20 protein-coding genes and 1 pseudogene are annotated in these 25,136 nt (G+C 67.5%); 8 read left to right on the top strand and 13 right to left on the bottom strand.

Annotated elements, in window-relative coordinates:
- Positions 1-10: 10 nt before the first annotated feature.
- Together can and aceK are read right to left on the bottom strand one after the other, a co-directional pair.
- A complete protein-coding gene (gene can / locus DID96_RS15075) occupies positions 11-778 on the bottom strand; it encodes a carbonate dehydratase (RefSeq protein WP_124600096.1) in 768 nt (255 codons plus the stop codon).
- A gap of 48 nt (positions 779-826) precedes the next feature.
- Complete coding sequence (gene aceK / locus DID96_RS15070; RefSeq protein ID WP_124600095.1) at positions 827-2,638, bottom strand: bifunctional isocitrate dehydrogenase kinase/phosphatase; 1,812 nt, start codon at positions 2,636-2,638, stop codon at positions 827-829.
- Positions 2,639-2,949: 311 nt separating this feature from the next.
- On the opposite strand from aceK, the gene DID96_RS15065 reads away from it, so the two are divergent.
- Entirely contained in the window at positions 2,950-4,029 is a 1,080-nt protein-coding gene (locus DID96_RS15065; RefSeq protein ID WP_124600094.1) for an MBL fold metallo-hydrolase, read from the top strand.
- A gap of 73 nt (positions 4,030-4,102) precedes the next feature.
- Here DID96_RS15065 and DID96_RS15060 read toward each other — a convergent pair.
- The 6 genes and pseudogenes from DID96_RS15060 to argS form a co-directional block, all read right to left on the bottom strand.
- A pseudogene (locus DID96_RS15060) lies at positions 4,103-4,642 on the bottom strand (ATP-binding cassette domain-containing protein); the annotation flags it as partial.
- A gap of 198 nt (positions 4,643-4,840) precedes the next feature.
- Positions 4,841-6,427, bottom strand: coding sequence for an ABC transporter substrate-binding protein (locus DID96_RS15055; protein WP_124600092.1), 1,587 nt, complete (start codon positions 6,425-6,427; stop codon positions 4,841-4,843).
- 336 nt (positions 6,428-6,763) lie between these two features.
- On the bottom strand, positions 6,764-7,555 hold the full coding sequence (locus tag DID96_RS15050) for an SDR family oxidoreductase (protein ID WP_124600170.1): 792 nt from the start codon (positions 7,553-7,555) through the stop codon (positions 6,764-6,766).
- Positions 7,555-8,193, bottom strand: coding sequence for a thiol:disulfide interchange protein DsbA/DsbL (locus tag DID96_RS15045; protein ID WP_124600091.1), 639 nt, complete (start codon positions 8,191-8,193; stop codon positions 7,555-7,557). Before DID96_RS15045 ends, DID96_RS15050 begins: the two co-directional genes overlap by 1 nt.
- Positions 8,194-8,260: 67 nt before the next feature.
- Positions 8,261-9,280, bottom strand: a complete 1,020-nt coding sequence (locus DID96_RS15040; RefSeq protein ID WP_124600090.1) for an SPOR domain-containing protein — start codon at positions 9,278-9,280, stop codon at positions 8,261-8,263.
- A 92-nt stretch (positions 9,281-9,372) separates the two neighbouring features.
- Positions 9,373-11,154, bottom strand: coding sequence for an arginine--tRNA ligase (gene argS, locus DID96_RS15035; RefSeq protein WP_124600089.1), 1,782 nt, complete (start codon positions 11,152-11,154; stop codon positions 9,373-9,375).
- 200 nt (positions 11,155-11,354) lie between these two features.
- Here argS and DID96_RS15030 point away from each other — a divergent pair, with 200 nt between their 5' ends.
- Complete coding sequence (locus DID96_RS15030; protein ID WP_124600088.1) at positions 11,355-11,678, top strand: DUF1840 domain-containing protein; 324 nt, start codon at positions 11,355-11,357, stop codon at positions 11,676-11,678.
- 129 nt (positions 11,679-11,807) lie between these two features.
- Here DID96_RS15030 and metH read toward each other — a convergent pair whose 3' ends face one another.
- The 5 genes from metH to DID96_RS15005 form a co-directional block, all read right to left on the bottom strand.
- Complete coding sequence (metH, locus tag DID96_RS15025) at positions 11,808-14,582, bottom strand: methionine synthase (RefSeq protein ID WP_260463907.1); 2,775 nt, start codon at positions 14,580-14,582, stop codon at positions 11,808-11,810.
- 8 nt (positions 14,583-14,590) lie between these two features.
- Complete coding sequence (locus DID96_RS15020; protein ID WP_124600086.1) at positions 14,591-15,670, bottom strand: homocysteine S-methyltransferase family protein; 1,080 nt, start codon at positions 15,668-15,670, stop codon at positions 14,591-14,593.
- 227 nt (positions 15,671-15,897) lie between these two features.
- Positions 15,898-16,155, bottom strand: coding sequence for a DUF3567 domain-containing protein (locus tag DID96_RS15015; protein WP_124600085.1), 258 nt, complete (start codon positions 16,153-16,155; stop codon positions 15,898-15,900).
- Positions 16,156-16,453: 298 nt separating this feature from the next.
- A complete protein-coding gene (locus tag DID96_RS15010) occupies positions 16,454-17,830 on the bottom strand; it encodes a DUF3108 domain-containing protein (RefSeq protein WP_124600084.1) in 1,377 nt (458 codons plus the stop codon).
- A 140-nt stretch (positions 17,831-17,970) separates the two neighbouring features.
- Positions 17,971-18,837 carry an IclR family transcriptional regulator gene (locus DID96_RS15005; protein WP_124600083.1) on the bottom strand — a complete coding sequence of 289 codons (867 nt, stop codon included), beginning with the start codon at positions 18,835-18,837 and terminating at the stop codon, positions 17,971-17,973.
- Positions 18,838-18,973: 136 nt separating this feature from the next.
- Here DID96_RS15005 and DID96_RS15000 point away from each other — a divergent pair, with 136 nt between their 5' ends.
- The 6 genes from DID96_RS15000 (at position 18,974) to rfaE2 (ending at position 25,100) form a co-directional block, all read left to right on the top strand.
- Positions 18,974-19,966: a fumarylacetoacetate hydrolase family protein gene (locus DID96_RS15000; RefSeq protein ID WP_124600082.1), complete on the top strand. Its 993-nt coding sequence runs from the start codon at positions 18,974-18,976 to the stop codon at positions 19,964-19,966.
- Between the two features lie 133 nt (positions 19,967-20,099).
- Entirely contained in the window at positions 20,100-20,927 is an 828-nt protein-coding gene (locus tag DID96_RS14995; RefSeq protein ID WP_124600081.1) for an enoyl-CoA hydratase/isomerase family protein, read from the top strand.
- Between the two features lie 73 nt (positions 20,928-21,000).
- Positions 21,001-21,780, top strand: coding sequence for a PhaM family polyhydroxyalkanoate granule multifunctional regulatory protein (locus DID96_RS14990; protein ID WP_124600080.1), 780 nt, complete (start codon positions 21,001-21,003; stop codon positions 21,778-21,780).
- A gap of 31 nt (positions 21,781-21,811) precedes the next feature.
- Positions 21,812-23,023, top strand: a complete 1,212-nt coding sequence (locus tag DID96_RS14985) for a patatin-like phospholipase family protein (RefSeq protein ID WP_124600079.1) — start codon at positions 21,812-21,814, stop codon at positions 23,021-23,023.
- Between the two features lie 493 nt (positions 23,024-23,516).
- Complete coding sequence (locus tag DID96_RS14980; protein WP_124600078.1) at positions 23,517-24,392, top strand: ferritin-like domain-containing protein; 876 nt, start codon at positions 23,517-23,519, stop codon at positions 24,390-24,392.
- Between the two features lie 222 nt (positions 24,393-24,614).
- Positions 24,615-25,100, top strand: coding sequence for a D-glycero-beta-D-manno-heptose 1-phosphate adenylyltransferase (gene rfaE2 / locus DID96_RS14975; protein ID WP_124600077.1), 486 nt, complete (start codon positions 24,615-24,617; stop codon positions 25,098-25,100).
- Positions 25,101-25,136: the final 36 nt, after the last annotated feature.

The following is a 25,136-nucleotide window of genomic DNA, read 5'->3' as shown; positions in this document are numbered from 1 at the left end:
GCATCAGCGCTTACTCTGGCCCTGCACAGGGCTTCAGCGTATCCGCGACGGACTGCGCGACTTCGGTGAGCTTCGCCGCATCCGCCGCGACCATGTCGTTGCCGCGTGCGTGGTCGCCGCGCGCGCTCAGCGCGGCCACCGCGCGCCGGTAGGTGTCGTCGAGCGCATCGGCGTTCGACACGGCCATTCCGAGATCGCGCATGCGGCCGTCGTGCACGCCGTACACGAGCGCGTGCACGGTGAGCTGCTGGCCGCGTGCCCACGCGTCGTTGACGATCGTCGTGCGGCACACGTTGACGACCTGCTCGATCGCGTTCAGCTCGATCAGGCGGCGATAGCGCGCTTCGCCGACCGGCCATTCGTCGAGTAGCGCCGCGTGTCGCGCGCGCACGTCCTGCACGTGGTGCAGCCAGTTGTCCGCAAGCCCGACGCGGCGGTTGTGCAGCGCTGCGTTCACGCCCGAGCAGCCGTAGTGGCCAACCACCATGATGTGCTTCACGCGCAGCAGGTCGACCGCGAACTGGATCACCGACAGGCAGTTGAGGTCGGTGTGCACGACGACGTTCGCGATATTACGGTGCACGAACACTTCGCCCGGCGGCAGGCCGATAATCTGGTTCGCCGGCACGCGCGAATCCGAGCAGCCGATCCACAGGTATTCCGGCGCCTGCTGGTCGGCGAGACGCGAGAAGTACTGCGGATCGTCGCCGAGCTTGCGCTTGACCCAGGCGTCGTTGTTGTCGAACAGGTGTGAGAGCGGATGGTCGTTGGTGTTCATCGGTGTGGCATTCCGTGTGCGGAAATCGGGTCGGTTCGTGGCGCGGGTTCAGGCGGCGCGCTGCGCGCCGCCTTCGTCGTCGTCCGTCGTGTCGAAGTGTGCGGGATAGCGTACGCAGAAGCGCAGCGACGCGTCGTACGGATAGAAGTCGGGCAGCTCGCCCTGCAGCAGCTTGTCCTTGCTCGCCTGCCACAGCGCAGGCTCGAAGAAATCCGCGTGATGCTTCAAGAATACGTCGCGCACGCGCGGATCGCCGAGCAGGAACGGCCCGTAGGTTTCGGGGAAGATGTCGTGCGGGCCGACCGAATACCACGGCTCGCCGGACAGTTCGTCCTCTTCGTGGCGGGGCGGCGGCACGTGGCGCACGTTGCAGTCGGTCAGGTACTCGATCTCGTCGTAGTCGTAGAACACGACGCGGCCATGACGCGTGACGCCGAAGTTCTTGTACAGCATGTCGCCGGGGAAGATGTTCGCCTTCATCAGCTCTTTCACCGCGTTGCCGTACTCTTTCACGCCGTGCTCGATCTCCGCGTCGCTGCCGTTCTGCAGGTACAGGTTGAGCGGCGTCATCCGGCGCTCGATGTACAGGTGCTTGATCACGAGGCTGTCGTCCTCGTATTCGAGCAGCGACGGCACCTCCCGCTCCAGCTCGCGCACGAGCGCGTGATCGAGCCGCGCGAGCGGCAGCGCGACGCTCGAATACTCGAGCGTGTCGGCCATCCGCCCGAGGCGGTCGTGGCGCTTCACGAGCTGGTACTTTTCCATGATCTGCTCGCGCGTCGTCTCCTTCGGCGGCGGGAAATGGTCGCGGATGACTTTGAATACGTACGGAAACGACGGCAGCGTGAACACGAGCATCACGAGGCCCTTGATCCCCGGGGCGATGATGAAGCGGTCGCTCGAATGCGACAGGTGATGCAGCAGGTCGCGGTAGAACAGGTTCTTGCCCTGCTTCTGCAGGCCGACCGACGTGTAGATTTCCGCCTTCGGCTTGCCCGGCATGATCGTGCACAGGAAGTCGACGTACGCGGACGGCACGTTCATGTCGACGAGGAAGTACGAATGCGTGAAGCTGAACACGATCTCGAGATCGCGGCGGCGCAGCAGCACCGTATCGAGCGCGAGCAGGCCCGGGCGTACGTGGCGGATCGGCAGCGCGAACGGCAGCACGCGGTCCGCGTTGATGATGCGGCCGACGATGTACGCGGTCTTGTTGCGGAAGAACAGCGACGACAGCACGTGGATCTGGAAATTCGTCGCTTCGTCGAAGCGGCCGAATTGGTCGTGGATCGCATGCATCACGCACGTGATGTCGCGCACGAGATCCTCGAACGGCGGCTCGAGCTGGAAGTTCGTGACGATCCGCTCGAGCGTGACCGCGAGCCCGTCGGTGGCGGGATAGTACGCGCGATACGTCGGCTTGGCCGCCGGCTCGTCGTTCTCGAGATACTCGGTCGAGATCGCCGGGCGCACGAAGATGAAATCGTTGCTGAAGTACGAGCGGTGCAGGATCTTGCAGCACACCGAGTTGAAGAACGTCTCCGCGCATTCGGGCTGGCGGTGCGACGTCAGGAGACCGATGTAGTGCAGCTTGATCTGCTGCCACACCTCGTCGTCGATGTTCTCCGCGTCGTATTCGTCTTCCAGCATCTCGACGCATTCCTGCACGCGATCGTCGTACGATGTGATCCGTTCGCGCGCGAGCCGCTGCAGTCCGTGCCAGTCGGCGTGCTCGAACAGCGTCTTCGCGTCGATCGCCGCTTCGCGGAAGATCCGGTAGTGGCGATCGAAGTTCTCGAGCATGGACTGCGCGACATCGAAGCCGATCTGCGACGACAGCAGTTTGGGGAAGTGATTCATTGCGTGCAGGCTCGCTCAAAAGGGCTGGAACCAGTCGCCATTCTAGCGCCCAAGTCGGCGCTTACAGCGCATCCGCCGCTACGGCGCAGTCGATTGCCAGACGGCACGATGCGCGTCGTTGCATACCGTTCGGTGTATCTTCGCGTAAAGATGCGGGTACGGAACCGATTCTGACGCGAACTTTATTTGCCGCGCAAGCGGCGCGGATCACGGGCTGCGCGATTGAGCGATAGAATCGTCCGAACGCCCGCGTCGGCCCGCCGCCCGGCCGTGCACCGGCTCCGCACGAATAAACACGAGACACCCCACCGATGAACGCACTGGAACACCAACTCGACTACCCCTTCGCCGATACGCTGCCCGCCGCGGGCGACACGTTCGAGGTCGCGCCCGGCGTGCGCTGGCTACGCATGCCGCTGCCGTTCTCGCTCGACCACATCAACCTCTGGTTGCTGCGCGACGAGATCGACGGGCAGGCGGGCTGGACGATCGTCGACTGCGGGATCGCATCGGACGCGATCCGTGAGCACTGGGAACGGATCTTCGACACGCACCTCGACGGCCTGCCGGTGCTGCGCGTGATCGTCACGCACTGCCATCCCGATCACTTCGGGCTTGCGAACTGGCTGTGCGAGGGCGGCGACAAGTCGCGCTGGAATGCGCGGCTGTGGATGACGCTCGGCGAATACATGTTCGGCTGCCTGATGGCCGCGGGGAACGGCTCGAACGCCGGCGGCGCCGCCGCGGCCGATCACTTTGCGCGCCACGGCCTTGCCGATCCCGCGTCGCTCGACAAGCTGCGCAACCGTCGCAGCTACTACTCGGATCTCGTGCCGGCCGTGCCGCCGCGCTATCGCCGCCTGCGCGAAGGCGACGCGGTGACGATCGGCGCGCGCACGTGGCGCGTCGTTACCGGTTACGGCCATTCGCCTGAACATTGCGCGCTTCACAGCGAAGCCGATGACGTGCTGATCTCCGGCGACATGGTGCTGCCGCGCATCTCGACGAACGTGTCGGTGTTCGATCTCGAGCCGGAGGCGAACCCGCTCGCGCTGTACCTGCAGTCGCTCGGCCGCTACGAGACGATGGCTGCCGACACGCTCGTGCTGCCGTCGCACGGCAAGCCGTTCCGTGGCGTGCACACGCGCATCGCGCAACTGCGTGCGCACCACGACGCGCGCCTCGACGAAGTGCGCGTCGCGTGCGCGGAAAAGCCGATGAGCGCGGCCGACATCGTGCCGATCATGTTCCGCCGCCGCGAGCTCGACATCCACCAGATGACGTTCGCGCTCGGCGAGGCGATCGCGCACCTGAACCTGCTGTGGCTCGCGGGGGAGCTCGTGCGCGAGCAGGGCGAGGACGGCGTGCTGCGGTTCAGTCTCGCGCGCTGACTGCGCTCCATCATCCTCACGCGACGGGCTCGTAGCGCCACCCGTCGCGATGCCACTGCATCGTGTGCGTCGGTTCGAGTGCCGCGAGAAACGCGGTGTCGTGCGACGCGACCACGAGGGCGCCAGGAAAGCCGACGAGCGCCGCTTCCACCGCCCGCACCGACTCGAGATCGAGGTGATTGGTCGGCTCGTCGAGCACGAGCAGGCCGGCATCCGACAGCAGCGCGCCGATCAGCGCGCCGATCAGCGCGCCGATCAGCGCGACGCGTGCAAGCTGGCCGCCGCTCAGCGCATGCACGGGCGTTGCGGGCTGCACGTCGAGCGCGGCGATTTCCGCGACGGTCCGCATGTTGGCGGGCGCGTCATCGTCGTCGTTCCGCTGCACGACGTAGACGACCGGCGTGTGCCGGTCGATCGTCCCCGAAAGGGGTGCGCGGCGCCCCGCGATCAGTTGCGCGAGCACGCTTTTGCCGACGCCGTTGCGGCCGACGATACCCGTCGGCGTGCGGTCGATCGCAAGGTCGAGCGAAGCGAACAGCGTGAAGCCGTCGTCGAAGCGGAAGGAAACGTGATGAAGCGCGACGAGCGCGCCGGTGGGCGTGGCTGCAGCCATAAGCACCTCCGAAAATGCGTGAAAAACTTCGCGCGGCGTGCGTGACGCGGCGGCGAAAACATTTTGGGAAGGCTTAGTTGTTCACTTTGGCTGGAGTCCGGCGAGAGAAAAGATGGGCGGAGCGTAGCAAGTGCGGCGCGCGGTGTGCAAGCGACGGGTCGTCACACCCGTCGCTTGCACACCGCGGCCGGGCGTGCGTTACTGCACCGACACCGTCGCGAAATTCTGGCGTCCGAACGGACTCACGCGATAGCCGCTGACGTTCGCGCGCGTGAGCGCGGCCGCCGTTGGATAGCCGAGCGGAATCCACAGCGCCTGGTCGTGGATGAGCTTCTGCGCGGATTCGTACAACTTCGTGCGCTTGCCCTGATCGGCCGTTTCCTTGCCGTCGGCGATCAGCTTGTCGAGCTGCGAGTCGCAGTAGCGCGCGAAGTTGATGCCGGACTTCACCGCGTTGCAGCTGAACTGCGGCGTCAGGTAGTTGTCGGGATCGCCGTTGTCGCCGGCCCAGCCCATGAACAGGATGTCATGCTGGCCGAGCTTCGCCTGCTTGATCAGCTCGCCCCATTCGATCACCTTCAGGTCGGCCTTCACGCCGATCTTTGCGAGATCGGCCTGCAGCAGCTCCGCGCCGGCCTTCGGGTTCGGGTTCAGCACGCTGCCCGTCGGGCGCACCCAGATCGTCGTCGAGAAGCCGTTCGGGAAGCCCGCCGCGGCAAGCAGCTGCTTCGCCTTCGCCGGATCGTACGCATACGGTGCGACGTCCTTCGCGTAGCTCCACGTGTTCGGCGGATACGGGTTGTTCGCGGGCGTCGCGGTGTTGTCGAACACGACCTTCAGGTAGCTCGTGCGGTCGAACGCGAGATTCAGCGCCTGGCGCACCTTGTCGTTGTCGAGCGGCTTCTTCTGCGTGTTCAGCGCGACGAACGCGGTCATGAACGCGGGCGTCTGCACGACCTTCAGCGCGCTCTCGCCCTTCGCGGCGAGCACGTCCTGCGGCTTCGGCGACAGCGCGATCTGGCATTCGCCGGCTTTCACCTTCTGCAAGCGCACCGACGGGTCGGGCGTGATCGCGTAGATCAGCCGGTCGACCTTCGGCTTCGCGCCCCAGTAGGCCGGGTTCGCGTCGTAGCGGATCAGCGCGTCCTTCGTGTAGCTCTTCAGCATGAACGGGCCGGTGCCGACCGGCTTCGCGTTCAGGTCTGCCTGCTTGCCGGCCTTCAGCAGCTGGTCCGCATATTCGGCCGAGTAGATCGACGCGAAGCCCATCGTCAGGATCGGCACGAACGTCGCGTTCGGCTCGTTCAGCACGAACTTCACGGTGTCGTCGTCGACCTTCGTGACCGATTTCACGAGCTTGATCAGGCCCATCGACTGCGCATGCGGAAAGCCGCTCGCGCCGGCGACCTTGTGCCACGGATTCGCGTCGTCGAGCATCCGTTCGAACGTGAACACGACGTCGTCGGCGTTCAGCGCTCGCGACGGCTTGAAATAGTCAGTGGTCTGGAACGCGACGTTCGGGCGCAGGTGGAACGTATAGGTGAGGCCGTCGGCGCTCGCGTCCCATTTGTCCGCGAGCGCGGGCACGACTTTCTTCGTGGCTTCGTCGTACGACACCAGCGTGTTGAAGATCACGTCGGCCGACGCGTTGGTCGTGACGAGCGAGTTGTACTGCACGACGTCGAAACCGTCCGGGCTCGATTCCGTGCAGACGGTGAGCGGCTTGGCGGCGACGAGGACGGGGGCCGCGGCCAGTGCGACCGCGGCGAACAGCTTGAAGTGCATAGGATCTCCGACGTGGCTTGTGCTTTTTGCTTGATGACGGGAGGCGGATGCGCGGCCGGGAATTCGGTCCGGTCCGCGGTCCGGTCCGGCGCAGCTGACGAATAGCATACCGTCAAAGCGCGCGCCGCGTGGAAAAAGGCACCGGAACGCTGCGCGTTGAGTGGAAAACGGCTGCGATGACGACGGAACGGGCGTTTGAGCGTGGGGAAACGGGCGGGTCGAGCCGGGGGCTCGAGCGGAATGCCGGAAGCGGGGGCGGGTGAGGCGCAAGCGCGCCGCAACGACGAAGCAGCGCCGTCCGGCCGCGCGCACGCACGCGCCCGGACCGGCGGCCGCTCAGTGCGCGCTCGCCTTCGGCTTGCGCGGTGCCTTTTCGAACAGGCGGTCGTAGAGCCAGCGCGGCATCACGTGCAGCACTTTCGCGACGACGCCCATCTGCCACGGAATCACGCGGAACGCGCGCTGCCGCGCGATTGCCCGGGCCGCGCGCGCGGCGAAGCGGTCGGCGTCCATCAGGAACGGCATCCGGTACGGATTGTGCGCGGTCATCGGCGTGCGGATATAGCCGGGCGCGATCGTCACGACGCCGACCCCGGCGGGACGCAGCTCGACGCGCAGCGACTCGAGATACTTGATCGCAGCCGACTTCGACGCGCTGTACGCGCCGGAGCCCGGCAGGCCGCGTACGCCGGCGACGCTCGCGACGCCGACGAGCGTGCCGCGCCGCGCGGCCGTCATCGGGCCGACGAACGGCTCGAACGTCGCGACCATCCCGAAGTAGTTGACGTCCATCACGTTGCGGAACGTCGCGAGGTCGCCCTGGCCCGTCACCGCGCCCTGGCTGATGCCCGCGTTCGCGATGACGACGTCCGGGCAGCCGTGCGCGGCGATGAACGCCGCGGCGGCGCCCGCGAGCGCGTCGGGGTCGCGCACGTCGGCCGAGTAGACCGTGATGGACAGCGCGGGGAAGCGTCGCGCGAACGCGTCGAGTGCATCGGTGCGCCGCGCGACGAGGGCGAGCGTTGCGCCCTGGCGCGCGTATTCCTCGGCCAGCGCGAGGCCGAGGCCGCTCGACGCGCCGGTGATGAAGACCTTCAGCGGCGGCGTCGTGGCGGACCTGGCGGAGATCAAAGCTTCTTGTCCTGCACCTGCTTCACGAGATAGTCGAGGACCTGCGCGGTACCCGGAATGCTGTTCGTGTAGGCCGGACCGGTCTTGTACTTGCCCTGGACGACGATCGTCGGCACGCCGTCGATGTTGTAGTCCTTCAGCAGCTTGGCCGACTGATTCACCTGGCCCTGCACGCTGAACGAGTTGTACGCATCCGTGAACTGCTTCTTGTCGACGCCCTGCGTTGCGAGGAAGTCGGCCTGCGCCTGCGGCGTCAGCAGGTAGTTCTTCTGCTTGTGGATCGCGTTGAAGATCGCCGGCGTGACTTTCTCCGAGATGCCGAGCGCGGACACCGCGTAGAACAGCTTCGAGTGCGGGACGAAATCGTCACGGAATGCAACCGGGATGCGCTTGAAGTCGATCTTGTCGCCTTGCTTCTTCACCCACGCCTCGACGGTCGGCTCGAACTCGTAGCAGTGCGGGCAGCCGTACCAGAAAAATTCGATCACTTCGACCTTGCCGGCCGGCGCGGACACCGGCTGCGGCGCCTTCATCACCTCGTAGTCCTTGCCGGCCACCGGTGCGGCCGGGGCCGCGTGGACGAAGCCGGCCACGAGGCCCAGGGACAGGAGAAGCGTGCTGAGCAGTTTTTTCATGTTGTGAACGTCGGATCAGTTGCTTGAGTAGCGAAACGTAACGGGATCAGCGTAGGCGCGGCCGGTTTCACTGCTTCGTGAAGCGGATCACTGCCGTGTCGACACCTGCATCGGACAAACGCTGGCGCGCCGAGTTCATATCCTCGAATTTCGAGAACGGGCCCACGCGCACGCGGAAGTAGGTGACGCCGCTGACGTCGCGCTTCGACACCTTCGACTCGAATCCCTGGAAGCCGAGGCGCGCGCGCTGCTGCTCGGCGTCGCTTTCCGTTTTGTACGCGCCGACCTGCAGGAAGTAGCCGGTGTTCGCGTCGTTCGCGGTCGGCGGCTTCGCGGCGTTGCCGGGCGCATTGCTTGCGACCGTCGTCGACGACGTGGCCTTCGACGCATTCGCCTGCTCCTGTTGCGCCTTCTGCGCCTGTTGCTGCTGCGCCATCTTTTGCGCGGCAAGGCGCGCGAGGTCGTCTTCGCCCGCCGTCGCCTGCGGCTGCTTCTTCGGCGGCGTGTTGTCGGCCGGCTTCGGCGCGACGGCGACGCCGTTGCTCGACGACCCGCGCGATGCGTTCGACCCGTTAGAAGCGCTCGACCCATTCGAGGCGTTCGACCCATGCGAAGCGCTCGACCCGTTCGAAGCGCTCGATCCGTTCGACGCACTCGATCCATTCGAAGCGCTCGATCCATTCGAGGTGCTCGACCCGTTCGACCCATTCGACGCGCTCGGGGCGTTGCCGTTGGCCGACGGTGGCACTTCGACGATCTGCGGCTCGGGCAGCAGGCCCGGCTGCGTCTGGTTGCCGGCCTGGCCGGGCGCGGTATTGGGCGGCGTCGGCTGCGCGGCCTGCGGCGGCACCGGCTGGCCGGGCGTCTTGCCCTGCAGCGCGCGGTTCGGATCGAATTGCTGCGGCTGGCTCGCGGCGTTGTCGGCCGGCGGCGGCGCCACCTTCGACACGAACGGCGACGGCGAACGCGTGATGTAGAGCGCCACCACCACGGCGATCGCGAGGCCGACGATCAGGCCCAGCACGATGCCCAGAAATGTTCCTCCGGCTTGTTTCGATTGCTTCGACGTGCGGCGTGGTTGTGCCATTGCTTGAGTCACCTGCAAAAAGAATCGTGAAAAGGCCGCGGCGGGCATCCGACGGCGGGCGGCCGCGGCCTGTCGCTGCCCGTACGGGCCGCTTACATCTTGGCGGGTGCGGACACGCCGAGCATTGCCAGACCGTTCTCGAGCACCTGCCGGGTCGCGGCGAGAAGCGCGGCGCGCGCGGTGCGCGGCGCTTCGTCGTCGACCAGCACGCGCTCCGCATTGTAGAACGAGTGGAATTCGCCAGCGAGGTCGCGCAGGTAGAACGCGACCGCGTGCGGCGCCAGCTCGTTCGCGGCGTGCGTGAGCATGTCCGGATACTCGGCGAGCTTCTGCATCAGCGACGCGGCCTGCGTGCTCGTGAGCTGCGACAGGTCGGCGCCCGGCAGCTGCGCGGCGTCGCCGTTGTAGCGCGACTTCCATTCGTTGAGCACCGAGCAGATCCGCGCGTGCGCGTACTGGACGTAGTACACCGGGTTTTCGTCGTTCTGTTTCAGCGCGAGGTCGATGTCGAACACGAACTCGGTATCGGCCTTGCGGGAGATCAGGAAGAAGCGCACCGCATCGCGGCCGCGCGTGATCGTCGCCTCGTCGATCAGGTCGGGCGCCGCCTCCTGGCCCGGCACTGCGCCGCCCGACCATTCGATCAGGTCGCGCACCGTCACGTAGCTGCCCGCGCGCTTCGAGATCTTCACTTCCTGGCCGTCGCGCATCACGGTGACCATCTTGTGCAGCACGTAGTCGGGGTAGCCCTTCGGGATGCCGATGTGCAGCCCCTGCAGGCCCGCGCGCACGCGTGCGATCGTGCCGTGGTGGTCCGAGCCCTGGATGTTGATCACCTTCGTGAAGCCGCGCTCCCATTTCGTCACGTGGTACGCGACGTCCGGCACGAAGTACGTGTAGGTGCCGTCCGTCTTGCGCATCACGCGATCCTTGTCGTCGCCTTCGTCGGTCGTGCGCAGCCACAGCGCGCCGTCCTGCTCGTAGGTCATGCCGGCCTTGATCAGCGCGTCGACCGTCTTCTCGACGCGGCCTTCCGTGTACAGCGACGACTCGAGGTAGTACTGGTCGAACTTCACGCCGAACGCCTGCAGGTCCATGTCCTGCTCGTGGCGCAGGTACGCGACCGCGAACTTGCGGATCGCGTCGAGGTTCTCGACGTCGCCTTCGCCCTTGACCGGCTCGCCGTCCTTCGCGGCGACCGTCTCGCCGTTCAGGTAGTCGCGCGCGATGTCGGCGATGTATTCGCCGTTGTACGCGGCTTCCGGCCAGCCCGCGTCGCCCGGCTTCAGGCCGCGTGCGCGCGCCTGCGTCGAGATCGCGAGGTTGCCGATCTGCACGCCGGCGTCGTTGTAGTAGAACTCGCGGTGCACCGCGTAGCCCTGGCTCGCGATCACGTTCGCGAGCGCATCGCCGAGCGCAGCCTGGCGGCCGTGGCCGACGTGCAGCGGGCCGGTCGGGTTCGCCGACACGAATTCGAGCAGCACTTGCTTGCCATGTTCGCGATCCGACGTGCCGAACGCGCGGCCCTGCTCGAGCACCGCGGCGATCACGGCCTGCTTGGCTGCCGCCGTCAGGCGCAGGTTGATGAAGCCCGGGCCGGCGATCTCGGCGGCCTCGACGAGGCCTTGCGCGCCCGGCTGCGCGGTGAGCGCGGCGACGATCTTCTCGGCGAGCTGGCGCGGGTTCGCGCCGAGCGGCTTCGCGAGCTGCATCGCGACGTTGCACGCGACGTCGCCGTGCGCGGCGACCTTCGGGCGCTCCAGCGTGATCGCCGGCGCGACGAACGCGGAGTCGTCGCCCTTCAGGGCGTGGGCGACCTGCTTGACGCTATCCGCGAGCAGGGCTTCGAGGGTCTGTTTTTGAGCTGGCAGCATGCTGGTAGAAGGCTTCGTTGGTGGCGGCCGGGAATCTCGGCGCGCCGGCGCGCTTTTTAAGCGCGCGTTTCAGGGATCGCAGAATTTTAACAGGTGCTAATATGCCGCTCAGGCGGCCCGTGTCCGCGCGGCCGGACGCCGGTCTGCCGGCGTTCCCCAACCGCGCGCGGCGGGCACAACAAGATTAAAAGGGATTTGTCATGATTACGTTCAAGAGCAAGGCGGCACAGGATCTCGACGTGCTGAAGGATTTCGCCGTGTATGTGCTGGGTCTCGTCGGCAAGCAGCTGGGCGAGCGCGGCGTGATTACGCACGACGAGCTGGACCACGCGATTTCGAAGCTGGAAGATGCCGTCGCGCAGGCGAAGCAGGAGCGTGCCGAGCACGCGGGCCATTTCCACGAGGACGAGGTCGAGCACGCGCACCACGAAGTGCCGCCGAGCCTCGCACAGCGTGTCGCGCCGTTCCTCTCGATGCTGCGCGAGGCGAAGGCCGGCGAGGCCGACGTGCACTGGGGCTTCTGAGCTTTCGCGCCCCGCCGTCCGAAAGGAACGAAAGGCAATGAAAAGCCCGCTTTCGAGCGGGCTTTTTGATTTGTCTGACTAAAAGCGCAGGCGCGCCTTTCGGCGGCCGGCCGCCCGCCGGTGGGCGGGTCAGAGTTGCGGCGCGAGCGCGCGGCGCGCGTCGTCGAGCGACAGCGCCATGCGCTGCGCGTAGTCCTCGAGCTGATCCTGACCGATTTTCCCGACCGAGAAGTACGTGCTGTCCGGATGCGCGAGGTAGAAGCCCGACACGCTCGCGGCCGGCAACATCGCCAGCGAGTCGGTCACGCTCATGCCGATCTCGTCCGCGTGCAGCGCGTCGAACATGTCGCGCTTCACGAGGTGGTCGGGGCAGGCCGGATAGCCGGGCGCCGGCCGGATGCCCGCATATTTCTCAGCGATCAGCGCGTCGTTGTCGAGCGTCTCGCCGCTCGCATAGCCCCACAGCTCGCGGCGCACGCGCGCATGCATCGCTTCGGCGAGCGCTTCCGCGAAGCGGTCCGCGAGCGCCTTCAGCATGATCGCGCTGTAGTCGTCGTGGTCGGCTTCGAACTGCTTTTCCTTCACGTCGACGCCGAGGCCGGCCGTCACCGCGAACATCCCGATGTAGTCGGCGACGCCCGATTCCTTCGGCGCGATGAAGTCCGCGAGCGAGCGGTTCGGCCGCATCACGCCGTCGACCACCGGCCGCACGCTCTGCTGGCGCAGGTTGCGCCACGTGAGCAGCACTTCCGAGCGCGATTCGTCCGTGTAGATCTCGATATCGTCGTCGTTGACGGTGTTCGCCGGCAACAGCGCGATCACGCCGTTCGCGGTCAGCCAGCGGCCCTGGATCAGCCGTGCGAGCATCGACTTCGCGTCGGAGAACACGCGGCGCGCCGATTCGCCGACGATCTCGTCGTTCAGGATCGCCGGGTACGGGCCCGCGAGATCCCAGGTCTGGAAGAACGGGCCCCAGTCGATGTAGTTCGCGAGTTCGTTCAGGTCGTAGTTCTTGAACACGCGGCGGCCAATGAACTTCGGCTTGACCGGCTGGTAGTTCGCCCAGTCGACCTTGGTCTTGTTCGCGCGCGCGTCGGCGAGCGTCACCATCGGCTGCGCCTTGCGGTTCGCGTGCTGGTCGCGGATGCGGTCGTAGTCGGACTTCAGCTCGTCGAGATACTTCGTCGCGCCTTCGTCGGACAGCAGGCTCGCCGCGACCGACACCGAGCGCGACGCGTCCGGCACGTAGACCACCGGGCCTTCGTAGTTCGGCGCGATCTTCACGGCCGTGTGCACGCGCGACGTGGTCGCGCCGCCGATCAGCAGCGGAATCTTCTTCACGCGGAAGTAGTCGTCGCGCTGCATTTCCGACGCGACGTAGGCCATTTCCTCGAGGCTCGGCGTGATGAGGCCCGACAGGCCGATGATGTCCGCGCCCTCGACCTTCGCCTTCGCGAGGATCTCGTTGCACGGGACCATCACGCCCATGTTGACCACTTCGAAGTTGTTGCACTGGAGCACGACCGACACGATGTTCTTGCCGATGTCGTGCACGTCGCCCTTCACGGTCGCGATCACGATCTTGCCTTTCGCGCGCACGTCGCCGCCCGCTTCCGCGAGCAGGCGTTTTTCTTCCTCGATGAACGGGATCAGGTGCGCGACCGCCTGCTTCATCACGCGCGCCGATTTCACGACCTGCGGCAGGAACATCTTGCCCTGGCCGAACAGGTCGCCGACGATATTCATGCCGTCCATCAGCGGGCCTTCGATCACGTTGATCGGGCGGCCGCCCGCCGCGGCGATCTTCGCGCGCACCTCTTCCGTATCCTCGACGATGAAATTCGTGATGCCGTGCACGAGCGCGTGCGAGAGCCGCTTCTCGACCGGCTGGTTGCGCCACTCGAGGTTTTCTTCCTTCTTCGCGCCACCCGCCTTGAACTTGTCGGCGATTTCGAGGAGCCGGTCGGTCGAATCGTCGCGGCGGTTCAGGATCACGTCCTCGACGCGCTCGCGCAGCTCCGGGTCGAGCTCCGCATACACGCCGAGCTGGCCCGCGTTGACGATGCCCATGTCCATCCCCGCCTGGATCGCGTGGTACAGGAACACGGTGTGGATCGCCTCGCGCACGGGGTCGTTGCCGCGGAACGAGAACGACACGTTCGACACGCCGCCGCTCACCTTCGCGTACGGCAGGTTCTGCTTGATCCAGCGGGTCGCCTCGATGAAGTCGACCGCGTAGTTGTTGTGCTCCTCGATGCCGGTCGCGACCGCGAAGATGTTCGGGTCGAAGATGATGTCTTCCGGCGGGAAGCCGACTTCGTTGACGAGGAAGTCGTACGAGCGCTTGCAGATCTCGGTCTTGCGCGCGTAGGTGTCGGCCTGGCCGGTCTCGTCGAACGCCATCACGACGGCGGCCGCGCCGTAGCGGCGGATCAGGGTCGCGTGGTGGCGGAACGCGTCCTCGCCTTCCTTCAGCGAGATCGAGTTGACGATCGCCTTGCCCTGCACGCACTTCAGGCCCGCCTCGATCACATCCCACTTCGACGAGTCGATCATGATCGGCACACGCGCGATGTCCGGCTCGGACGCGATCAGGTTCAGGAAGCGCACCATCGCCGCCTGCGAGTCGAGCATCGCCTCGTCCATGTTGATGTCGATCACCTGCGCACCGTTCTCGACCTGCTGGCGTGCGACCGCGAGCGCTTCGTCGAACTGGCCGTTGAGGATCATCCGCGCGAACGCCTTCGAGCCGGTGACGTTGGTGCGTTCGCCGACGTTGATGAAGAGCGTCCCGGACGTGACGTTGAACGGCTCGAGGCCGGCAAGGCGCATCATGTGATCGGTCATGGCGGTGTGGTGCGTTGCGTGTTGGGTGGGGCGGGCGTGCTCGTGCGTGGTGCGCAGGTCGGGCGTCAGGCGGCGTCGCCGTACTGGCTCGGCCAGCGGCGCGGCTTCACTTCGGCGAGCGCCTTCGCGATTTCGGCGATGTGCTCGGGCGTCGTGCCGCAGCAGCCGCCCGCGAGGTTCACGAGCCCGGCCTGCGCGAATTCCTTCAGCAGGCCCGACGTGACGTCCGGCGTCTCGTCGAAGCCGGTGTCGCTCATCGGGTTCGGCAGGCCCGCGTTCGGGTAGCACGACACATAGGTGTCGCACAGCTTCGCGAGCTCGGCGATGTACGGGCGCATCAGCGCCGCGCCGAGCGCGCAGTTCAGGCCGAACGTGAGCGGCTTCGCGTGGCGCAGCGAATTCCAGAACGCCTCGACCGTCTGGCCCGACAGGATGCGCCCCGACGCGTCGGTGACGGTGCCCGAGATCATGATCGGCAGGCGCTCGCCGGTGTCTTCGAACAGCTGGTCGAGCGCGAACAGTGCGGCCTTCGCGTTCAGCGTGTCGAAGATCGTCTCGACGAGAAACAGATCGACGCCGCCGTCGAGCAGCGCCTTCGCCTGCACGTAGTACGCGTCGCGCAGCTCGTCGAACGTGACGTTGCGCGCGCCCGGATCGTTGACGTCCGGCGAGATGCTCGCCGTCTTCGGCGTCGGCCCGATCGCGCCCGCGACGAAGCGCGGCTTGTCCGGCGTCGCGTATTTCGCAGCCGATTCGCGTGCGAGCTTCGCCGATTCGACGTTCATCTCGACGACGAGGTCTTCCATCCCGTAGTCGGCCTGCGCGACCGTCGTCGCGCCGAACGTGTTGGTCTCGACGATGTCCGCGCCGGCCGCGAAGTACTGGTCGTGGATCTCGCGGATGATCTGCGGCTGCGTGATCGACAGCAGCTCGTTGTTGCCCTTCACGTCGCGCGCGAAATCCTTGAAGCGCTCGCCGCGATACGCGGCCTCGTCGAGCTTGTAGCGCTGGATCATCGTGCCCATCGCGCCGTCGAGGATCAGGATGCGCTGTTGCAGCAGCGCAGGCAGCTGGGCGCCGCGCGTGTACGAAGCGGTGAGCGCGGCGGACGGAGCGGCGGGAACGGCGGATGAAGTCGCAGACATGGCGGATGACCGGCGAAGCAGGAAAACCGCCATTGTAGCCGGTGCGGCCCCGCACCGCCCGGCCTGGCGCGGCGTGCGGCCGGGGCTGCGGTGCGCGTCGGCGGGCCAAATGAAAACCCCCGCGCGGCGGACCGGGCGGGGGCGGGATCGGAGTGCTCGGCGGCGCAGGTGAACCGCGCGCCGCGTGCGGTGAGCCCGGCCGCATCATGCGCCGGGCCCGGGTGCCGTCAATGCAGGACGACCGGCTGCGTCATCAGGCTGTCGAACTGTCCGAGGAATTCGTCGACTTCGTCGAGCGACGGTTCTTCATCGATCAGCTGTTTGACGTGTTCGCGAAACCGTGCAGCGAGTTCGCCGTCGATGAAGATCTCGCGCTGCGCGTTCTTGTCGACGATTTCGTAGCCACCCGAATTCATCGCATGGTGGCCGACCTGCGGCGGGAACTCGACGACGCAGTAATTGGGGCTGTTGTAGATCATTTGCATGGCGGCACTCCTCTTCGCAGTGGCATCTGGCCTTGTTGTCCCCATACGTGGGGCAGGCTGCGCCGGTTTCAAGGGGCTTGCGCTGCACACCCCGTTCCCGTTGCATGGGGTGTATCGGTTAGAAGCCGATATCTCCTAAACGTTTCCTATTGTGGGACGGTGTACCGAAATAGTTGTTAAAGAGTGTCATGCCTAATCTTACGGCACATGACTGTCGATCTTTAGTGGCGATCTTTGTGCGATCTTAGTGGTACGGCATCGGTCGAATTTGCCGATTCGCGCGTCGCCGCGCGAGCTGTCAGGATACCTCAGTCGAGGCGGCGCGCGCCGCCGACGGCGATGAAGCTGGCGTTGCAGGTGCGGGAGGAGTGGGAGCGGAGGCCGGTGCGGGCGATGCGGCCGGCGCAGGTGACGTGCTCGGCGCGGGTGACGTTTCCGGTGCGGCTGGAGCCGAAGCGCCGGCCGCCGGCGCCGGTGCGTGGCGGGTGCCGGGCGTCGCGTCTTCCGGCGCGGCGGGCATGTCGGGTGCCGCGAGCTGGCCGTGCCACAGCAGCTCGATCTGCGTGCCGTTCGGTTCGGTCTGCACGAGCCGCGCGGGCAGCCAGCCGAGCGACGGCGCGAGCCACATGTCGATGCGCCGCGTGTCGCCCTCGTGGCGCGGCAGGCGCATGAAGTGCCGCGTCGCGATGAAGCCCGCGGCGGTCTGCACCTGTTCGTCGCCGATCACCGCGATCGGCCAGGTCTCGCCGCTGTTGTTGTCGATGACGAAGAACTGCTGCGTGACGCCCGGCCTGTACTTGTCCGGGTTGCCGCGCAAGAGGCCCGCGAGCTGCATCAGCATGCTGAAGCGGTCCTGCGCGCCGTCGGGCAGCGGCACGTTGTTCGGCGTGCGCGTGAACACGACCTGCCGGATCTCGCGGTTGAAGATCGCGATGTCCTCGGGACGCTTGCCGCGCTGTTCGACGTAACGGTCGGGCGCAATGCCGAACGCGTCGATGCGGCCCTGGCTCCGGTAGCGGAACGGGCCGACGAACGGCACGGGCATCGTCACCGACAGTTCGTACGTCTGCCCGTCGGTGCGCCAGTGGATCGTGCCCGTCGAGTTCTGCATGCCGTTGTAGAACGTGTCGTATTGCAGGTCGCCGGATGGCGGCACCGCATATTTGACGCCGTTCGACGCGGGGCCTGCCGTCGCGGCGCCGCTCGCGCCGCCGGCGGAGGCCGCCGACGTGCCGGATGCGCCGGATGCGCCGGATGTGCCGGATGCACCGGATGTGCCCGATGCGGCACCGGGTGCGGACGCGGCCGGCGGTTCGCCTTCCGCGGCGGTCTGCGTCGACGTGAGGACCGGTTCCTGCTGCGCCGGGCGCGATTGCGCGACCGGCTTCGCGGGTGCCGCCGCGGTCGGCTTTGCGACGGGGGGGGCGACCGGCTTTGCGGCCGGCTTCGGCGAGGGCGGCGAGGGCGGCGCCGGTTGCCGCTCGATCGCCTGCGGTTTCAGCAGCTCGATCTGCACGGGCACCTCGGCGGGCGCGGGTAGCGTGAACGGTTCGCGATGACGCGTGAACCAGAACGCGGCGAGCACGTGCAGCACAAGCACCACGACGAGCGCGACGCCCGCGCGCAGCCAGCGGCGGGGCACTGCGTAGCGGGGGTGGGTGTCGGTGTGCGGCATCGGCTGGCGGCGAAGGGTTGGGGCGGTCGGCGCGCTTGCGGCGCGCAGCGTGCGTGCCGGGGCGCGGGTCTCGTCAGGATTCCGACCGTCGGATGCGCCGCGCGTTCGCGACGCGTGGTGCGCGGGTGCGCGGGTGCACGTCAGGCGTCGCGCGCGTCCGGACTATAGCCGAGTTCGTACGACAGTTTCTGCGCGCACTCGCGCAGCGCGGTGTCGATCTCGCCGCCCCATGCAATGTCGAACGTGCCTTCGTGGCCGAGCGCGAGGATCGCGAGCGCGAGTTCGCCGACCGCATCGAACACCGGCATGCAGAACGCATGGATCGTCGGCAGCAGCATTCCCTCGACGCGGGCGGCCTGGTGCGTGCGCACGTCCGCGAGCACCGCGTCGACCTCGGCGCGCGTGCGCGGCCCGCCGTGATGCGGCGAGCGGCGCGTATCGGCGAGCTCGCGCTCGATCATCGCGGCGGTCTTGCCGGGCGGCAGGTACGCGGCGAACAGCAGGCCCGTCGCGGAGCCGAGCAGCGGCATCACGTCGCCGAGCTTCAGCGACGCCTTCGCCGGATGGCTCGATTCCATCCAGTGCACGATTGTCGGTCCCTGGTTGCCCCACACCGCGATGCCGACCGTCTGGTCGAGCCGGTCGCGCAGTTCCGTGAGCGCGATCCGCGCGAGCTTCACGCCGTCGACGCGCGCGAGGCGCGCAAGGCCCATCTGCAGCGCGAAGCCGCCGAGCTCGTAGCGGCCCGACACGGGATCCTGCGACACGACGCCGAGCCGCGAGAAGCTGACGAGGTAGCGGTGCGCCTTCGCGGGGCTCATGCCCGCGCGCTGCGCGAGATCGCGCAGCATCATCGCGCGCGGCTCGCTCGTCAGCACGTCGAGCAGGCGAAAGCCGACCTCGATCGACTGGATGCCGGAGCGGACCTTCTCGCCGCCGTCGCCGGCAGCATCGTCGGCGGTGTCGGATTCGGCGAGATCGTCGTCTGGGAGCTGGCTGGCGGACATGGGGCAACGGCGCGCGGCGCGCGATCAGGAGGCAGGGTTCGATTTGGCCGCGGCGCACACGCTGGCGGCGCACCGCGCGGATTCACCATCGTAAAATAGATTCCTTCCATCGTCACTACAACGGCAGATTCCCCTTATGAAACTTGCTTCGCTGAAGGACGGCACGCGCGACGGCCAGCTGATCGTCGTGTCGCGCGACCTGCACACCGCGGTGATCGCCGACACGATCGCGCCGACGCTGCAGCGTGTCCTGGACGACTGGGCGTTCTACGCGCCGCAGCTGCGCGACCTGTATGACGCGCTGAATCATGGCCGCGCGCGCCACGCGTTCACGTTCGATCCGGCCAACTGCATGGCGCCGCTGCCGCGCGCGTTTCAGTGGGCGGACGGCTCCGCGTACGTGAACCACGTCGAGCTCGTGCGCCGCGCGCGCGGCGCGGAGATGCCGCCGGAATTCTGGACCGATCCGCTGATGTACCAGGGCGGCAGCGACGATTTTCTGGGGCCGCGCGACGACGTCGTGTGCCCGTCCGAGGAATGGGGCATCGACTTCGAGGCCGAAGTCGCGGTGATCACCGGCGACGTGCCGATGAGCGTGTCGCCCGACGACGCGCTGAAGGCCGTGCGGCTCGTCACGCTGGTGAACGACGTATCGTTGCGCAACCTGATCCCGGCCGAGCTCGCGAAGGGCTTCGGGTTCTTCCAGAGCAAGCCGGCGACCGCGTTCGCGCCGGTCGCGGTGACGCCGGACGAACTCGGCGAGCACTGGCGCGACGGCCGCGTGCACCGGTCGATGATCGTCCACTGGAACGGCAAGAAGGTCGGCCAGCCCGACGCGGGCACCGACATGGTGTTCCACTTCGGCCAGCTGGTCGCGCACGCGGCGAAGACGCGCAACCTGCGTGCCGGCTCGATCGTCGGCTCGGGCACGGTGTCGAACAAGGATGCGAAGCGCGGCTACTGCTGCATCGCCGAGAAGCGCTGCCTCGAGACGATCGAGCACGGCGCGCCGCAGACGCCGTTCATGCGCTATGGCGATAAGGTGAAGATCGAGATGTTCGACGACGCCGGCAAGTCGATCTTCGGCGCGATCGAGCAGTCGGTCGCGCCGCCCGACGGCGCCGCATGACGTAACGTGACGTCAAGCACCGCAACGCGCGCGGGCGCAACCCGGTTGCGGCCCGCGCGCCGGGTTTCGCCCGATGTTTGCCCGCGCGGGCTTGGCTACACTCGATCCATGGGTTTTCCGCAAGGAGCTTCGCATGTCCGATCTCGCCGTCTACAGCGGCTATGAAGCACTGAAGGTGCGGCGCCAGCCGCACGGCATCCTCGAAATCGTGATGAGCGGCGAAGGCGCGAACAAGAGCGGCCTCGCGACCGCGAACGAGCGCATGCACCGCGAACTGGCCGACATCTGGCGCGACGTCGATCGCGATCCCGACACGCGCGTCGTGGTGATCCGCGGCGAAGGCAAGGGTTTCTCGGCGGGCGGCGATCTCGGCCTCGTCGAGCAGATGGCGAACGATTTCGACGTGCGCGCGCGGGTCTGGCGCGAGGCGCGCGATCTCGTCTACAACGTGATCAACTGCAGCAAGCCGATCGTGTCCGCGATGCACGGGCCGGCCGTCGGCGCGGGCCTCGTCGCCGGGCTGCTCGCCGACATCTCGATCGCCGCGAAGAGCGCGCGCATCATCGACGGCCATACGCGGCTCGGCGTCGCGGCCGGCGACCACGCGGCGATCGTGTGGCCGCTGCTGTGCGGAATGGCGAAGGCGAAGTACTACCTGCTGCTGTGCGAGCCGGTGAGCGGCGAGGAGGCCGAGCGGATCGGCCTCGTGTCGCTCGCGGTCGACGACCACGACCTGCTGCCGAAGGCCTACGAGGTCGCGGAGCGTCTCGCGCACGGCTCGCAGACGGCGATCCGCTGGACCAAGTACGCGCTCAACAACTGGCTGCGTTCGGCCGGGCCGACGTTCGACGCGTCGCTCGCGCTCGAATTCATGGGCTTCGCGGGCCCCGACGTGCAGGAGGGCATCCGTTCGCTGCGCGAGCGCCGCCCGCCCGATTTCCCCGGCGGCGCGCCGTTCTGACGCGCGCTATGATCGATCCAGGGCGGTCGTGCGATATGGCCGCCACGCTCACCCAGTCAACCAGGATGCCCGCATGACCACCGATACCACCGGCTCCAATCCTTTCTCCGGCTTTGCCGGCTTCAAACCGGCCGACATGGTCGACCGGATGTGGGACATGATCCGGCTGTCGCCGTTCGGCGCGATGGCCTCGATTCCCGGCGCCACGCAAGGGCTGCCGCCGTCGCTGGCGAGCATGTCCGACATGATGGCGCCGCTCACGAGCGTCGAGGAACTCGACAAGCGCATCACCGACCTGCGTGCGGTCGAGCAGTGGCTGAAGCTGAACCTCGGGATGCTGCAGTCCGCAATCCAGGCGCTCGAGGTGCAGCGCGCGACGCTCGCGACGCTGCGCGCGTTCGGCGCGTTCGCGCAAAGCTCGATGTCGGCCGCCGAGGATGCGGCCGTCGCGGCGGCGAAGGCCGCGTCGGCGCCGCTCGCCGACGCACCGCGCGCGCCGCACGCGGGGCCCGCAGCCGCATCTGCGTCCGCAGACACCCCGCCCGGCGCGGATGCCGCCGAGCAGAACCCGACCTTCGATCCGACCGGATGGTGGAACCTGCTGCAGACGCAGTTCAACCAGCTCGCGAGCCTCGCGATGACGCAGCCGGGCGTGCAGCCCGCCGCCGCGCCGGGTGCGGCGCAGCCCGATCCCGCTGAACCGGCCGACCCGGCGGATCCGCCGGCAGCGCCGGCAGCGCCGGCAGCGCCGCGCAAGCCCGCCGCGAAGCGCGCGAAGCCGGCCGGCTCGGCCGCGGCGCGCGCGGCGGCCGCGTCGACGCCCGCGAGCCGTCCGCCGAAGCGCTCGACGTGACGGCGCGGCGATCCATGTAGCAGGTCGATCGATGCGGCTCGCGCTCGTACTGATGGGAGGCGGCGCGCGTGCCGCGTATCAGGTCGGCGTGCTGAAGGCGCTGGCCGAGATCGCGCTCGAGGCCGATCCGCAGCGGCGCACGCTGCCGTTCGCGGTCGTGTGCGGCTCGTCGGCCGGCGCGATCAACGCGACGTCGATCGCGAGCCACGCTGACGATTTCCCGCATGGCGTGAGTCGCCTGCTCGAATTCTGGGAGCACCTGCGTGCCGACTACGTGTACCGCACCGACTGGCTCGGCATCGCGGCCGCGGGCGGGCGCTGGCTCTCGACCGTGAGTTTCGGCTGGGCCGCGCGCCGCTCGCCGCGCGGGCTGCTCGACAACGCACCGCTCGCGCATCTGCTGCAGCGCGAGCTGAGCTTTCACCGGATCGAGCAGATGCTCGAGGCGCGCCTCCTGCACGCACTGTCGGTGACGGCGCTCAGCTATTCGAGCGGCCGGCATCTCACGTTCTACCAGGCGGCCGAACCGATCCAGGCGTGGCGGCGCGCGCAGCGCACCGCGCGGCTCGTCGACCTGTCCGCGTCGCATCTGCTCGCGTCGTCGGCGATTCCGTTCGTGTTTCCGGCCGTGCCGCTCGTGCTCGACGGCCAGATCGAATACTTCGGCGACGGCTCGATTCGCCAGATCGCGCCGCTGTCGCCGGCGATCCACTTCGGCTCGGACGCGATCGTCGTCGTCGGCGCGGCCGATCCGCGGCCCGAGATCCCCGCCGCAAACGGCGCGGGCCTCGTGCGCGGCTACCCGTCGCTCGCGCAGATCGGCCAGCAGGTGCTCGCGAGCGTGTTCCTCGACTCGATCGGCTCGGACATCGAGCGGATCGAGCACATCAACCGGATGATCACGCACCTGCCGCATCAGGTCGAAGTCGACAGCGGCTGGCGGCACGTCGACGTGCTCGCGATCGCGCCGTCCGAGCGCATCGAGCTGATCGCCGCGAAGCACCTGAAGCAGCTGCCGCTCTCCGTGCGCGGGCTGCTTGGCGCGGTCGGCGGCAGCCAGCCCGCGGGCGCGTCGTTCGCGAGCTACCTGCTGTTCGAGGCCTCGTTCGCGTGCGAGCTGATCGAGCTCGGCTACCGCGACGGCCGCGCGCAGCGCGACACGCTCGCCGGCTGGATCGCGCGTGCGGACGGCGCGAGCGCGTCGCCGGCCGACGGGCCGACGGCCGGGGAAATGCGGGTCTGACGTGTTCCGGTTGGGTTTCGGTTGCGTGTCGATTACGATTCGGTTTCGTGTCGGTTACGTGCGGGTTGCGTTTTCGCGACGTGTGGCCGCGACGCATCGCCGCACGGCGGCTGTCGGGAACCGACCGGGCGCCCGTCTCGGAACCGTCACGCACGCGTGCTATCATGGCCGCCGCCGAATACACCATATCGAGCAGCCCGCCGGCAGCGGCGCCCCGCACGGGGCCGCGGACGGGCTCGCCAATGAAGCCGGCCAGTGGCCGGCCCCCACTCAGGCACGCGCGGCCCGTTCCGTTCGAGCGGAGCATGGCACGCAGCTTGCCCCACGGCGGCTTACGCGCCGCGCGGCTGAACGGATGCGAATCGCGCATCCGGGGGCCGGTTTCATGCGTAAAATTAGAGTCTTGGTTGCAAAAAGCGCATCGGCATGCGCATTGGCTGCAACGGTCACATTTGAGAGAAGTCGCATTGCGCAGAACAGGGGTGGGACCATCATGAACACCATGCTTTATCCGGAACTTTACAAGTCGCTCGAAGCCGTCCGCTGGGACATGGAGAAGGACATTCCGTGGGACAAGTTCGACGCTTCGCTGCTCACCGACGAGCAGGCGAAGACGATCAAGATGAACGCGATCACCGAGTGGTCGGCGCTGCCCGCTACCGAGATGTTCCTGCGCGACAACCAGCACGACAGCGACTTCTCCGCCTTCATGAGCGTCTGGTTCTTCGAAGAGCAGAAGCACTCGCTCGTGCTGATGGAGTACCTGCGCCGCTTCCGGCCCGAGATGATGCCGACCGAGGAGGAGTTGCACGCGGTGCGCTTCCAGTTCGATCCGGCGCCGCCGCTCGAGACGCTGATGCTGCACTTCTGCGGCGAGATCCGCCTGAACCACTGGTACCGCTGCGCGGCCGAGTGGCACACCGAGCCGGTCATCAAGCAGATCTACGAAACGATCTCGCGCGATGAAGCCCGCCACGGCGGCGCGTACCTGCGCTACATGAAGAAGGCGCTGAACAATTGCGGCGACGTCGCACGCGCGGCATTCGCGAAGATCGGCGTGCTGATGGCGTCGGCGCGCCGCACCGAGAAGCCGCTGCACCCGACCAACCTGCACGTGAACCAGGCGCTGTTCCCGCGCGACACCGTGCAGTCGCGCCTGCCCGATCCGGAGTGGCTCGAGCGCTGGCTCGACGAGCAGATCCGCTTCGACGGCGAGTGGGAGAAGAAGGTCGTCGAACGCATCCTGCACAACCTGTCGATCCTGTTCGAGCGCACGTTCGCGACCGCGCAGGAACTGAACCGGTACCGTAAGGAAGTCACGGGCCGTCTGCAGTCCGAAGGCGGCCCGTCCGCCGCGCAGCCGGCCTGACGTCCGGTCGCGCGTGGCCGGGCCGGTGCCGGCCATGCGTCACAGGTCGTGCATCGCCGGCTGTGTATCACCGGCCGTGCATCACCGGACTCGTTCTGCGGCCGCATATCGCGCCGGCCGCTCCCCGGTCTGCATGACACGAAGCCCGTCCGGCCGGTCCGACGGGCTTTTTCTTGGGTGTGCGCGCCGCGCACGCCGTTCGTTTCCGCCTTTCGCCCCATCATGCCCGCTACCTTCGAACGTAAGCTGATCACCCGCGACGCGCTCGCCGCCCTGCGTGCGTCGCTGCCGTCGCCCGTCGTGTTCACGAACGGCGTGTTCGACATCCTGCACCGCGGCCACGTCACCTATCTCGCCGACGCGAAGGCGCTCGGCGCTTGCCTGATCGTCGGCGTCAACAGCGACGCGTCGGTGCGGATGCTCGGCAAGGGCGACGACCGGCCGATCAACCGCGAGGACGACCGCATGGCGCTGCTCGCGGCGCTCGAGAGCGTCGACTTCGTCGTGAAGTTCGAGGAGCAGACGCCGGTGTCGCTGATCGAGGCCGTCCATCCGGACATCCTCGTCAAGGGCGGTGACTACGACATGGATACGCTTCCGGAATCCGCGCTGGTGCGCGGCTGGGGCGGCCGTGCGCTTGCGATCCCGTTCGAGCACGATCGCTCGACCACCGCGCTGCTGAAGAAGGTGCGCGCGCAGCAGCCGTAACGGGGCGGCGTGCGGCGATACGTGCCGATACGCGCA

It is taken from the genome of Burkholderia sp. Bp8963 (assembly GCF_003854275.1).
In the GTDB taxonomy this organism is placed as follows: domain Bacteria; phylum Pseudomonadota; class Gammaproteobacteria; order Burkholderiales; family Burkholderiaceae; genus Burkholderia.
This window is presented reverse-complemented; position numbering and strand designations above follow the sequence as displayed.